The sequence below is a fragment of the Janthinobacterium fluminis genome (assembly GCF_028595325.1).
In the GTDB taxonomy this organism is placed as follows: Bacteria; Pseudomonadota; Gammaproteobacteria; order Burkholderiales; family Burkholderiaceae_D; genus Janthinobacterium; species Janthinobacterium fluminis.
On record NZ_JAQQXR010000004.1, the window covers coordinates 473523 to 486515 of the forward strand.

Annotated in this window: 10 protein-coding genes and 8 tRNA genes; 2 read left to right on the plus strand and 16 right to left on the minus strand. The window is 63.0% G+C overall.

Going from position 1 to position 12993, the window contains the following annotated elements:
- Nucleotides 1-105: 105 nt before the first annotated feature.
- The 14 genes from earP to OIK44_RS13070 all read right to left on the minus strand — a co-directional run bounded on the left by earP (nt 106) and on the right by OIK44_RS13070 (nt 7738).
- The gene (earP, locus tag OIK44_RS13005) at nt 106-1263 is read right to left on the minus strand and encodes an elongation factor P maturation arginine rhamnosyltransferase EarP (RefSeq protein ID WP_273671181.1); all 1158 of its coding nucleotides are present in this window, start codon (nt 1261-1263) and stop codon (nt 106-108) included.
- A gap of 107 nt (nt 1264-1370) precedes the next feature.
- A tRNA-Glu gene (locus OIK44_RS13010) sits at nt 1371-1446 on the minus strand.
- A 61-nt stretch (nt 1447-1507) separates the two neighbouring features.
- Nucleotides 1508-1583, minus strand: a tRNA-Glu gene (locus OIK44_RS13015).
- 141 nt (nt 1584-1724) lie between these two features.
- Complete coding sequence (locus tag OIK44_RS13020; protein ID WP_273671182.1) at nt 1725-2276, minus strand: immunity protein Imm33 domain-containing protein; 552 nt, start codon at nt 2274-2276, stop codon at nt 1725-1727.
- A 182-nt stretch (nt 2277-2458) separates the two neighbouring features.
- A complete protein-coding gene (locus tag OIK44_RS13025; RefSeq protein WP_273671183.1) occupies nt 2459-3913 on the minus strand; it encodes a PoNe immunity protein domain-containing protein in 1455 nt (484 codons plus the stop codon).
- 30 nt (nt 3914-3943) lie between these two features.
- Nucleotides 3944-4336: a hypothetical protein gene (locus OIK44_RS13030; RefSeq protein ID WP_273671184.1), complete on the minus strand. Its 393-nt coding sequence runs from the start codon at nt 4334-4336 to the stop codon at nt 3944-3946.
- A 200-nt stretch (nt 4337-4536) separates the two neighbouring features.
- Nucleotides 4537-4612 (minus strand) — tRNA-Glu (locus OIK44_RS13035).
- 26 nt (nt 4613-4638) lie between these two features.
- Nucleotides 4639-4714 (minus strand) — tRNA-Ala (locus OIK44_RS13040).
- A 54-nt stretch (nt 4715-4768) separates the two neighbouring features.
- Nucleotides 4769-4844: transfer RNA gene (locus OIK44_RS13045), tRNA-Glu, on the minus strand.
- Nucleotides 4845-4877: 33 nt separating this feature from the next.
- Nucleotides 4878-4953 (minus strand) — tRNA-Ala (locus OIK44_RS13050).
- Between the two features lie 100 nt (nt 4954-5053).
- Nucleotides 5054-5129, minus strand: a tRNA-Glu gene (locus OIK44_RS13055).
- A gap of 71 nt (nt 5130-5200) precedes the next feature.
- Nucleotides 5201-5276: transfer RNA gene (locus tag OIK44_RS13060), tRNA-Ala, on the minus strand.
- Nucleotides 5277-5338: 62 nt separating this feature from the next.
- Complete coding sequence (gltX, locus tag OIK44_RS13065) at nt 5339-6748, minus strand: glutamate--tRNA ligase (RefSeq protein ID WP_273671185.1); 1410 nt, start codon at nt 6746-6748, stop codon at nt 5339-5341.
- A 78-nt stretch (nt 6749-6826) separates the two neighbouring features.
- The gene (locus OIK44_RS13070) at nt 6827-7738 is read right to left on the minus strand and encodes a LysR family transcriptional regulator (protein WP_273671186.1); all 912 of its coding nucleotides are present in this window, start codon (nt 7736-7738) and stop codon (nt 6827-6829) included.
- Nucleotides 7739-7836: 98 nt separating this feature from the next.
- On the opposite strand from OIK44_RS13070, the gene lysA reads away from it, so the two are divergent.
- The gene (lysA, locus tag OIK44_RS13075; RefSeq protein WP_273671251.1) at nt 7837-9129 is read left to right on the plus strand and encodes a diaminopimelate decarboxylase; all 1293 of its coding nucleotides are present in this window, start codon (nt 7837-7839) and stop codon (nt 9127-9129) included.
- Between the two features lie 49 nt (nt 9130-9178).
- Here the strand turns inward: lysA and OIK44_RS13080 are convergent, their stop codons facing one another.
- Together OIK44_RS13080 and apbC are read right to left on the minus strand one after the other, a co-directional pair.
- On the minus strand, nt 9179-9589 hold the full coding sequence (locus OIK44_RS13080) for a DUF4399 domain-containing protein (RefSeq protein WP_273671187.1): 411 nt from the start codon (nt 9587-9589) through the stop codon (nt 9179-9181).
- A 30-nt stretch (nt 9590-9619) separates the two neighbouring features.
- Complete coding sequence (apbC, locus tag OIK44_RS13085) at nt 9620-10708, minus strand: iron-sulfur cluster carrier protein ApbC (protein WP_273671188.1); 1089 nt, start codon at nt 10706-10708, stop codon at nt 9620-9622.
- Between the two features lie 135 nt (nt 10709-10843).
- Between apbC and metG the strand changes: the two genes are divergently transcribed.
- The gene (gene metG, locus OIK44_RS13090; RefSeq protein WP_273671189.1) at nt 10844-12988 is read left to right on the plus strand and encodes a methionine--tRNA ligase; all 2145 of its coding nucleotides are present in this window, start codon (nt 10844-10846) and stop codon (nt 12986-12988) included.
- Nucleotides 12989-12993: the final 5 nt, after the last annotated feature.

Consider the following 12993-nt stretch of genomic DNA (forward strand, 5'->3'; position numbering starts at 1 on the left):
TAAAAATCATCTGTCGCCTGGCTAACCGCGCCGTAAGCTCACGTTTGATCGAAAAAATACCTTAAAAATTAACCGAAAATTATACCTTACTTTTCGCGCGGCGGGCTACCGAAGCGAGCGGGCGAACGCCAGCATATTACTGGCGAGATCGCCGTTCGCCAACATTTCCCGCTGCCAGTCGGCGGCGCGGCGCGTCATGGCCGGCATGTCCGCCTGAAACGCCGCCCACAATGCCGCCCAGCCGGCCTCGGCCAACGCGCCGTTCCAGTGCAAGGCGAGCGCGTCCAGGCTGTCGATGCCGTCCGAATAACGCCGCAGGAAGGCGCGCAATTTGACATGGTGCAGGTTTTCGTCCTGCGGATAGATATGCCAGACGAATGGCCGCCCCGCCCACTGCGCGCGCACGATGGAATCCTCGCCGCGCACGAAATTGAGGTCGCAGGCCCACAACAGCTTGTCGTAGTCCGGCTGCGCGACAAACGGCACGATGCGCACGGTCAGCGCGCCGCGGCTGCGCACCGCCCCAGCCTTGGCGTCCGCGCCGAGAAAGGCTTGCATCGCCGCGACGGCAACGCCTTCCGGCGCCAGGCAGGTGATGGCCGTTGCGCCGCCCTGCCAGGCGTCGAACAGGGCCTGGACCGGCGCGTCCGGATAACAGAACAGCGACACCTTCAGCGCGGCCATCTCGGCCGGCGCCAAGCCCAGCCGGGCCAGGAACGCCGTCATCGCCGCCGGGTCCGCCTGGAATTGCCGCCGCTCTTGCTCCAAGGCGGCCTCGCGCAGCAAACCGCCCGTTTTACTGGTAAAACCGGGGAAGAAAAAATGTTTCATCAAAGGCAGGCGCGGGTGCGGCGACTGCAGGGTGTGGCAACCCTCGACCCACTCCTCGGCGCTCAAGCCTTCCAGATTGAACCACACCGGACGCGGATCGCACTGCGCCATGGCGGCAATGTAGCCGGGCGGGATATCGCAGGCGAAAAATTCGATGACGATATCGGCCACATCGGCGGCCGCGAACACGCCGTCCTGATCGCGCCAGTGGCGCACCGTCACGCCGGCCATCTGCTGCACCTCGGCGTCCGCCGCAAGCTCCGGGCAAATCCGCTGAAAACTGCGAAGATCGTCGACCCACAAGGTGACGGCAACGCCATGCTCCCCTTGCAACTGCCGCGCCAGACGCCAGCAAATGCCGATGTCGCCATAGTTATCGACGACTTTGCAGAAGATGGCTAGCGAGCTGAGGGGATCTTTATCAAGGGACATTTTTTGATGGCTTAGGCAGCAAAGGGCGGGCGGCGCGGCAGAGCGAATGCACGGCGCAAAAGAAAATGCCGGCTGCGACACCAAATAGTATCGCGCCGGCCATGTTCTGGCGTCCCCAAGGGGATTCGAACCCCTGTACTCACCGTGAAAGGGTGATGTCCTAGGCCTCTAGACGATGGGGACAGAAATCTGTCCTGAATGCCGAACCGCGCATTCTGACCTGGTAAAACTGAAGCCAAAAACTTGGCGTCCCCAAGGGGATTCGAACCCCTGTACTCACCGTGAAAGGGTGATGTCCTAGGCCTCTAGACGATGGGGACCTGTGCTGAAAAATACCGCTCAGCGGACTCTGATCCGAGAGATTTTTTACCCCTCAAAAAAGCGTGCGCGAAGTTTAACACGAAGCGGCGCGCCAAATCAATAGACGGGCTCGCGTCGCCGCACATCTATCCAGCCCGGGCTCAGCTCTTGTCTTTGCCCTTCCCCGCCGGCGCGGCGCCGAATTTTTTGTCCACCTCGACCTTCAGCCCCGTCGGCAAAGCAAAGAATTTCACCAGATCGGGCCGGTCGAGCGCCAGCTGATAGAGAGAAATATACGAGGCGTTCAGCTGATCCGGCCCGTCCCGCTTACCGTGCGCATCCATGACGAACCAGCCGGACGTCACCTCGCTGGCAATGCGGTACATCACCACACTCTCGGCGCTCTTGTAATTCGCGTCCACCAACACACTTTGCCGCATGGATGGAAACGCCGGCGCCTCGGGCGGCCGCAGGTTTTCCAGCATCTCTTTTTGCGCGCGCATGGTCTTCAAGGTATTGTCGATCGACTCAATATACGCAATCGGCATGCTCTTCATATCGGGCTCGGCAACCCTGAGCACCCCATCCGCGCCGCCGTCCAGCCGCAACAGCATCCAGCCGACCTGCATGAACTCGCCGGCCGCGAAGCGCTCCCCGCTGGCAACGCGCTGCTCCAGATGATCGAGAAGCCACTGGATATCGGCGCCTGGCATGGCCTCGTCCAACACCCGGACCTGAAATTCAGGATGCTGGAACTGGCTGCACCGCGCAGTCAGGAACGTGCCCGCGAGCGCATTCCCCGCGACACAAAGACACAATAACAAAGCACACTGCAGTCTAAGCAACACAACAACCTTTCTGCGCACAAGGCAAACGGCCAGACCCGGCCCGAATTTTATGGCGAGCGCGGGAATTGCCGCCTGGCATAGGCGAGCAATTCCCGCGGATACGCCCAATGCTGAATGCCGGCGTCGTCGATATCCAGCAAATAGGCCAGCGCCGCAGCCTCGAAAGCCCACAGTCCGGAATAACCGCCCAGGCCGTTCGACCGCAAATGCCCGTTATACCAGGTGTAGGAAACGAGCTCCGGATGCCACGCCTGCAGGAATTGCTTGATACAGTCCGCCCGCCCGGGCGCCTCCTCGTCAAGGCAATCGACCAGGTGCGTGTACGGAATGTCGTGATACCACTCGTCGATGTCGTCGTCGCGATCGGGCAGGCTGAATTTCAGCAGCGCCTCGAATAAGGCGTCTTCGCCGCGATACTCATGGTCCTGCATTGCGGCGATGCGCGCAACCAGATCGCCGCGCCCCAGCAGATAACTGGCGCCGAGTAATTGCATGCAGCGGGCGTATTCCTGCACATCCTCGAAATTCAAGGCCGACAGTTCGTGTTCGCCGTAATCGCGCGTCAGCGCCACGCGCGCCTTTTCATGCGCAGCAACCGCCAGCTCCAGCACCCGCCCCAGGTCTTCGAATGGCAAGCCGGCCGTGTATTTCAAGGAGAATTCACGGAAGCGCGCGTCGCTGGCCGCATAAACCCAATACGGGTCGTCGGTGTTGAATCGATATCCTTTGTCGCGCCGCAGCTCATACGCCCGCGCCAGCGCTTCGATATAGGCGACTTCACGCGGGTAGCTGGGCAAATCGACGATGCTCTGCCGCGGCGCGTGCGGCCAGGCGGCGCAACGCTCGGACATCAATTGCGCGGCGCATTCCTTCCGCACCGCCCAATCGGCGGCCGTCGCGGTGAATTGCCGGCGCATCTCCGCGCTCTCGGGCTGGGAGCCGAAACCGGGATAGGTCGTGCCCAGCAGGGTAAAGCCGGCGAAGGCACTGCTCTCGTAGGCGATGGTCGTTCTCGTCTCGATTATTCCGCTTCCGCTCAGATCGCTCACGCGGAAATAAACGTCATCATGGTGGCGCGGCAATCCGCCCGCCGGCGCAATGGGCGACAGATCGCCCTCATCCAGCCTGGACAACCCGCCGCCGGCATCCACCTCATACGCCTCCAGCAAGGAATCCAGGCCGCTCGGCCTGTCTATTTTATTATCGGCGTCGTATTGCAGATCCAGCCCCTGCGCAAACAATGCCGCATGGCGCCCCGCAAATACAAAATATACGCCGATGATGCTGCCCACCATCAGGTCGGTGCTCTGGCCACAGATACTCACCGGCTCAGGCAGGCGGAACCATTCATGGCCGCCAATCCCCGCCATCGGGGCATCCTCATCGGCCGCCGGATTGTCGATACGGCGCGCCTGGCGCCATGCATGCATGGCCCGCTGCTCGCCTTCGGCGGGACGCGCGCGCCCCGTCAGATCAAGAACATGTAATTCCAAAAAATTCATCGTGCGCCTTCTAATTCCAATCGGGAGTGACTATTCGCATGCTATTGGCTTGGCCCTGGATAAGGCCGACACCGCCTTCAGCTTGGCCGTGTCGTGGTAATCGCCCTGCTCGCGATAAATCACATAGCCATAAATTTCGATACTCGCCCTGGCCTGGAAACCGCAGCCGATTGCCGCCTCCTTGCCCGGCACATGCAGCAGCGCCCTCGCCTCGGCATCGTTGGCGAAGCAAAACCACACGGGCAGGCCATTTTTCGGCCGCGGCACGCGTCCCCATTGTTTTTTATCGGGATGAAAACAGACGGCGTCGCCAATGATGTCGAGATCGTCCGCGCCGGTGCGGTACATATAGACGCCATCCAGCTGGATCGGATTGGACGGACTTTGCGCATGCGCGGCGGGCGCCAGCAGGAAGGCCAGCATGATCGCATAGAGTGATTTCATTAGACTCCCCGGCAATGTCGAATATAGGGGGCTATATTAGCCGGTCCGGCATGATTGCGTCGCAAAAGGGAGTTGAATCGAAAATGCGGAGGGGAAAAACAAAAAAGCCGCACTGGGCGGCTTGATCTGCGACTGCGTTTGACTTGCTTGCCGGCGATTGCCCCGCAAACTGTCGAATCTGGCGTCCCCAAGGGGATTCGAACCCCTGTACTCACCGTGAAAGGGTGATGTCCTAGGCCTCTAGACGATGGGGACCATGAACTGCATCATTTTCTGTGCTTTGGTGGAGGTAAGCGGGATCGAACCGCTGACCTCTTGCATGCCATGCAAGCGCTCTCCCAGCTGAGCTATACCCCCCTGGCACAGAACAAAACAAACCGCGTGAGCGATTTTTACTACCACTACGAAACCTGGCGTCCCCAAGGGGATTCGAACCCCTGTACTCACCGTGAAAGGGTGATGTCCTAGGCCTCTAGACGATGGGGACCATGAACTACATTTTCTACAACTTTCTGCGCAGTGGTGGAGGTAAGCGGGATCGAACCGCTGACCTCTTGCATGCCATGCAAGCGCTCTCCCAGCTGAGCTATACCCCCCGGGCGCAGAAATAATAAAAGCCGCACTTGGCGACTTTGTCTTACTAACTGTTTAAGGCTACTGCCAACAACAAATAGTACAACAACCGCTAAACTACTTTGGCGTCCCCAAGGGGATTCGAACCCCTGTACTCACCGTGAAAGGGTGATGTCCTAGGCCTCTAGACGATGGGGACCCTGAACTGCCAACTACTACATCTGCGCTAACTTCTTTCAACCTAAAACAGAAAATTGCTTTTCTGTTTGCTGGTGGAGGTAAGCGGGATCGAACCGCTGACCTCTTGCATGCCATGCAAGCGCTCTCCCAGCTGAGCTATACCCCCGTTGGCGCAGAAACAAGAGTATAGCAAAGATACAGGAGGATGCAAATACCCTTTTGCAACTATCAGAGATATTTAGCCAAACGGGCCAAAATAGTCTCGCGGCCGAACACTTGCAGCACGGCGTCGATGGCCGGGGTTTGCAACTGGCCCGTGACGATCAGGCGCAGCGGCATCGCCAGCAGCGGCATCTTCAAGGCGTGCGCGGCCAGCACTTCCTTGATCATCGCGGCCAGCGCCTCCTTGCTCCACTCGACGCTTTGGCAGCGCTCGGCGAACTGCGCCAGCGCCGGCTTGACCGCGTCGTTCAGGTGCTGCGCCAGCAGCGCCGCGTCGGGCTGCGGCGCGCGGTAGAACAGCATCGCCGCCGCCGCCAATTCGTTGACGGTGTTGACGCGCTCCTTGAGCATGCCCAGCACCAGCGCCAGATCCGGCGCGCCGTCGAACTGCGCGCCTTCGGCCAGCATCAGCGGACGGGCCAGCTCGGCCAGGCGGGCGTTGTCGGCCTGCTTAATATAGTGGTTGTTCAGCCAGGCCAGTTTTTCGTGGTTGAACTGGGCCGCCGACTTGGTCAGGTGGTTCAGGTTGAACCACTCGCAGAACTGCGCCATCGAGAACACTTCGTCGTCGCCGTGGCTCCAGCCCAGGCGCGCCAGATAGTTCAGCATCGCTTCCGGCAGATAGCCCTGGGCCGGGTAGTCCATCACGCTGACGGCGCCGTGGCGCTTCGACAGCTTCTCGCCGTCGGCGCCGAGTATCATCGGCAGGTGGCCGTACAGCGGCAGCGGCGCGCCGATCGCGCGCAGGATGTTGATCTGGCGCGGCGTGTTGTTAACGTGGTCGTCGCCGCGCAGCACGTGGGTGATGCCCATGTCCCAGTCGTCGACGGCGACGCAGAAGTTGTAGGTCGGCGTGCCGTCCGGGCGCGCGATGACCAGGTCGTCCAGTTCGCGGTTCGAGATCGTGATCGTGCCTTTGACGACGTCGTCCCAGCTGACGTCGCCATCGAGCGGGTTCTTGAAGCGCACCACCGGCTTGCGGTCGGCCGGCACGGCCGGCAGGGTCTTGCCCTCCTGCGGACGCCAGGTGCCATCGTAGCGCGGCTTTTCGCCGGCGGCGCGCATCCTTTCGCGCATCGCCTCGACTTCCTCGGGCGAGGAGTAGCACAGGTAGGCGCTGCCCTCCTTCAGCATGGCGGCGACGACTTCGCGGTAACGCTCCATCCGCTGCATCTGGTAGAACGGGCCTTCGTCGTGCTCCAGACCGAGCCACTTCATGCCGTCGATGATCGCCTGCACGGCTTCCGGGGTCGAACGCTCCAGGTCGGTGTCTTCGATGCGCAGGATGAAGGTGCCGCCGAAGTGGCGCGCGAACGCCCAGGAGTACAGCGCGGTGCGGGCGCCGCCCAGATGAAGGTAGCCGGTCGGGCTGGGAGCGAAACGGGTGCGGACGGGCTTGGCGGATGCAGTGGTCATCGAGGTAGTCAGGCTAAAAAGAGAAAGACGCCATTTTACCGCGTTGCCGCCGCCGCGCCACCATGCGCCGGCAAGCTTCTACAGCCGGCCGATCTGCGCTTCGATGCTGTCGGCCTGCTGCCGCAGCGCCTGCTCGAACACCGCCACCAGCTCCGAGAGCGGCCGGTGCAGCGGCTTGACGATGTTGACGGTGAACGGCAGCGACACGCTGAAGCGGCGGATCTGCAGCCCCTGCCCGGCGAAGTCGAGCGCCGTCAGGGGGTTGACGATGGCCAGGCCGACGCCCTCGCGCGCCATCGCGCACACCGAGGCGGCGCTGGGCGTGTCGAGCACCATGCGCCGCTCGACGCCGGCGCGGCGGAAAATTTCGTCGATCTGCTGGCGGTAGGGGTCGACCGCCGACAGGCTGATGAAGGGCTGGCCGGCGAAATCGGCCGGCGCCAGCGCCGCCTTCGCCGCCAGCGGATGGCCATCGGGCAGCACGCAGACCTCGTCGACCGACATCAGGCGGCTCAGCACCGTGCCCGGCGGCGCGCTATCGACCTCGGTCAGGCCCAGGTCGTGGCGCTGGGCCGACAACCACTCCTCCAGCAAAGGCGACTCCTGCGGCGTGATGCTGACGCTCACCTTGGGAAACTGCGCGAGAAAGGGCCGGCAGGCCCGCGGCAGCAGGGCCTGGGCGAACACCGGCAGGCAGGCGATCGACAACTGGCCCTGCTCGAACTGGCGCAGCGAGGCCGCCGCGCTGACGATGCGCTCCAAGCCGAAATAGGCGCGCTGCACCTCCTCGAACAGTTGCAGCGCCTGCGCGCTCGGGCGCAGGCGGCCGCGCACGCGCTCGAACAGCGTCAGCTGCGTCAGGTATTCCAGGCGCGCCAGCTCGCGGCTGACGGTCGGTTGCGAGGTGTGCAGCATCTGCGCGGCGCCGGTCACGCTGCCGCAGGTCATGATGGCGCGGAATACCTCGATATGGCGAAGGGTAATGGACATGGCGGCAGGTTGGCGGGATCAGGCTATATCATAAATGAATAAGGCAAGGCCAAATGGATATTTTATGTTTGAGGCGAAGCCGCCCATAATGGACCAATATACCGACACGGGCGCACGCCGCCCCCAGACAAAGAAAGCACACGATGACGCGCATCTCAGAACAGACCCTGGCCCAGCTGGCGCAACAACACGGCACCCCCCTGTGGGTCTACGACGCCGCCCTGATACGCGAGCGCATCGCCCAGCTGTCCTCGTTCGACACCGTGCGCTTCGCCCAGAAAGCCTGCTCCAACATCCACCTGCTGGCGCTGATGCGCGAAGCGGGCGCCCACGTCGACGCCGTCTCGCTGGGCGAGATCGAGCGCGCGCTGCAGGCCGGCTTCACGACGGACGGCAGCGGCGGCGCCGCCGGCCTGGTCTTCACCTGCGACCTGTTCGACCGCGCCACGCTGCGGCGCGTCGTCGAGGCGAAGGTGGAAGTGAACGCCGGCTCGATCGACATGCTGCACCAGCTGGGCGCGGTGTCGCCCGGCCACCGCGTCTGGCTGCGCATCAATCCCGGCTTCGGCCACGGCCACAGCAACAAGACCAACACGGGCGGCGAAAACAGCAAACACGGCATCTGGCACAGCGAACTGAAGGACGCGCTGGCGCTGATCCGCCAGTACGGCCTGCATCTGGTCGGCCTGCACATGCACATCGGCTCCGGCGTCGACTACAGCCACTTGCAGCAGGTCTGCGGCACGATGGTCGACCTGGTCACGGGCATGGGCCACGACGTCGAGGCCATTTCGACGGGCGGCGGCCTGTCGGTGCCCTACCGCGAAGGCGAGCAGCCGGTCGACACGGCCCACTACTTCGCGCTGTGGGACGCCGCCCGGAAGCAGATCGAAACCCACCTCGGCCATCCGGTGCGCATGGAAATCGAACCGGGGCGTTTCCTGGTGGCGGAGGCCGGCCTGCTGGTGACGGAGGTGCGCGCCACCAAGCAAATGGGCGGCAATCACTTCACCCTGCTCGACACCGGCTTCAGCGAATTGATGCGCCCCGCCATGTACGGCAGCTATCACGAGATGACGGTGCTGGCGCGCGATGGCCGCGACCTGCGGGCGCAGGATGCGCGCGCGACCGTCGTCGGCGGCCCCTTGTGCGAGTCGGGCGACGTGTTCACCCAGTTGGAGGGCGGTGTGGTGGAGACGCGCCTGCTGCCGCGCGCACAGGTCGGCGATTACGTCGTCATGCACGGCGCCGGCGCGTATGGCGCCTCGATGTCATCGAACTACAACAGCCGGCCGCACGCGGCGGAATACCTGGTCGACGGCGCGCAGTCGCGCCTGATCCGGCGCCGCCAGACGGTCGAGGAACTGATCGCGCTGGAACGGCTGGACTAAACTGCGCCGGGGCCGGGTCCGGCAAACGGACCCTCCCCCGGGCAAGGACTTACTTCACCGTCACCTTGATGGTGTTGCTCAAGCCCGCACCATACGACTGGTGCGCGCCGTTGGCGAACTGCAGCGTCAGCGTGTAGACGCCCGGCGCCAGCTTGACTTCCGTTTCCGTCTGGCCCTTGCCGAAATGCAGATGGGTGTCGTTGAACGGCACCGACTCGCCCTCCTTGATCGCCTCGGCGTTGATCAGCAGATGGTGGTGGCCGGTGTTGGCCGCCATCTCGCCGGCCGGCTTGACCTCCATGCCGTTCACGGCGAACTTCACCTTGAACGGACTGCTGACGGTGGCGCCGTTGACCGGCTCGACAAAGGCCACCGATTGCGCGAACGCGCTTGCCGCCACACAGCCGCTCACGGCGGCGCTCACCGCCAGGCGGCGCAGAAACAGAATCGTCTTACCCATTAGTACAATCTCCTCGTTGATTACTCGTTTTTAATCGTTTTTGATGACGATGCTAGGGAACTTACTGGTTAAATCCTTGGCCTTTTCAGCCACTTTCACCGCGATCTTGCGCGCGATCTCTTTATACACGGCCGCCACCGGGCCGTCCGGCTCGGCGACGACCGTCGGGTTGCCGGAATCGGCCTGCTGGCGTATCGCCATCGTCAGCGGCAAGGCGCCGAGGAAGTCGACGCCGTATTCGCCGCACATCTTCTGCCCGCCGCCGGCGCCGAAAATCTCTTCCGCGTGGCCGCAGTTGGTGCAGATGTGGGTGCTCATGTTCTCCACGATGCCGAGGATGGGGATGCCGACCTTCTCGAACATCTTCAAGCCCTTGCGCGCGTCCAGCAGCGCGATGTCCTGCGGCGTCGTGACGATGACGGCGCCCGTCACCGGCACTTTTTGCGACAGCGTCAACTGGATGTCGCCCGTGCCCGGCGGCATGTCGACGATCAGGTAGTCGAGGTCGCGCCAGTTGGTCTGCTCCAGCAACTGCTGCAGCGCCTGCGTGACCATCGGGCCGCGCCACACCATCGGCTCGCCCGGGTCGATCATGAAACCGATCGACGACACTTGCAGGCCGTGGTTCTCCAGCGGCTCCATGGTCTTGCCGTCGGTGGTTTTCGGCTGCCCGCTGATGCCCAGCATCATCGGCTGCGAGGGGCCGTAGATGTCGGCGTCGAGCATGCCGACCGAGGCGCCCTCGGCCGCCAGCGCCAGCGCCAGGTTGACGGCCGTCGTCGACTTGCCGACGCCGCCCTTGCCGGAGGCGACGGCGATGATGTTCTTCACGTTCGGCATCAACTTCAGGCCGCGCTGCACGGTGTGCGAAATAATCTTGGAATACACGTTGATGCTGACCTTGCCGGCGCCGGCCAGCGCCTGCAGCGGCGCCGCCACGCTGGCACGGATCGCCTCGAACTGGCTCTTGGCTGGATAGCCGAGCTCGATGTCGAGCGCAATCCCGGCGCCGTCCACCTTCAGGTTCTTGACGGACTTGGAAGACAGGAAGTCCTTGCCGGTGTTCGGATCGATAACGAGAGAGAGTGCTGCCTTGACGTCTTCTACTGTGATGCTCATGAAAATCTCCGTGTGTGATCCCGCAGTCTAGCGCAAAATTGACGAAAAATCAGGGCGGCCCGGCCCTCGCCGGATGTCCAGTCGGCCTTTCCGCTGGTAAAATGCATTTTTTACCCAAGCCAAAGTGCATCAATCATGACTCGCAAGCTGTTCGTCACCACTGCCCTGCCATACGCAAACGCCGCCTTCCACATTGGCCATATGATGGAATACATCCAGGCCGATATCTGGGTACGGTTCCAGCGAATGCAACGCGACGGTGCCGCGAAACGCGAGGTGCACTTTGTCGGCGCCGACGACACCCACGGCACGCCGATCATGATCGCCGCCGAAAAAGAGGGCTTGACGCCGCAGGAATTCGTCGCCCGCATCGCCGCCGGCCGCGCCCAGTACCTCGACGGCTTCCACATCGCCTTCGACAACTGGTACTCGACCGACTCGCCGGAAAACGTCGCCCTGTCCCAGGGCATCTACCGCAAGCTGCGCGACACCGGCCTGATCGTCACCAAGACCGTCGACCGCTTCTACGACCCCGTCAAGGGCATGTTCCTGGCCGACCGCAACATCAAGGGCGAATGCCCGAAATGCGGCGCCAAGGACCAGTACGGCGACAACTGCGAAGTGTGCGGCGCCGCCTACCAGCCGACGGAACTGGTGCGGCCCTTCTCCGTCTTCACCGGCTCGACGCCGATCATGAAGCCGTCCGAGCAATATTTCTTCAAGCTGTCAGACCCGCGCTGCTTCGAATTCCTCAAGGATTGGCTGAACACGCCCGGCCGCCTGCAGCCGGAAATGGTCAACAAGGTCAGCGAATGGCTGGGCGAGGCCGGCGAAAAACTGGCCGACTGGGACATTTCCCGCGACGCGCCCTACTTCGGCATCCCTATCCCCGACGCGCCGGGCAAGTTCTTCTACGTCTGGCTGGACGCGCCCGTCGGCTACCTGGCCAGCCTGAAGAACTACTGCGACAAGCAAGGCATCGACTTCGACGCGCTGCTGAACGACCCGGCCACCGAACAGATCCACTTCATCGGCAAGGACATCGTCTCCTTCCACCTGCTGTTCTGGCCGGCGATGCTGAAATTCGCCGGCCACCCGGTGATCGACAAGCTGACCGTCAACGTGCACGGCCACCTGACCGTCAACAACGAGAAGATGTCGAAGTCGCGCGGCACCGGCATCTCGCCGCTGCGCTACCTGAACCTGGGCATGAACCCGGAATGGCTGCGCTACTACATCGCCTTCAAACTCAACGCCAAAGTCGAAGACCTCGACTTCACCGGCGAAGACTTCGTGGCCCGCGTCAACAGCGACTTGATCGGCAAATACGTCAACATCGCCAGCCGCTGCGCCGGCTTCATCGCCAAGAAATTCGACGGCAAACTGGCCGCCGGCCTGTCCGACGGCGCCCAGGCCTGGATCAAGCGCGCCCTGACCGTCAGCGTTGACGGCGGCGTCGGCGAACGCCAGGCCAGCATCGCCAAGCACTTCGAGCACCGCGAATTCGGCAAGGCCCTGCGCGAAATCATGGAAATCGCCGACATCACCAACCAGTACGTCGACGAAAACAAGCCGTGGATACTGGCCAAGGACGACGCCAAGCTCGCCGAGCTGCACGAGGTCTGCTCCACCGCGCTGATCCTGTTCCGCCAGCTGACGATCCTGCTGTCGCCGGTGCTGCCGGCCGTGGCCGCCAACGTCGCCGGCTTCCTCAACGACAGCGAACTGAGCTGGAGCGACACGGAAGTGGCCAGCGGCGCCGTCTACCAGAGCATGCTGGGCCGCGAGATCGGCGCCTACAACCACCTGATGACGCGGGTCGACGCGAAGATGGTCGAGGCGCTGTTCGACGCGCCGGCCCCGGTGGCCGCCCCGGCCGCGGACGCCGCGCCGGCCCTGCAGGCGTCGACGCCGGCTGGCGCCATCGAAGCGCTGGCGCCGGAAATCAAGATCGACGACTTCGCCAAGGTCGACCTGCGCATCGCCAAAATCGTCAAATGCGAACACGTCGAGGGCTCCGACAAGCTGCTGCGCCTGACCCTGGACGCCGGCGAAGGCCGCCTGCGCAACGTCTTCTCCGGCATCAAGGCCGCCTACACGCCCGAAGAGCTGACCGGCAAGCTGACCGTGCTGGTGGCCAACCTGGCGCCGCGCAAGATGAAATTCGGCATCTCCGAAGGCATGGTGCTGGCCGCCTCGGCCGCCGACGAACAGGCCAAGCCGGGCATCTACATCCTGAACCCGTGGCCGGGCGCAGAACCCGGCATGCGGATAGGCTAAGGCGG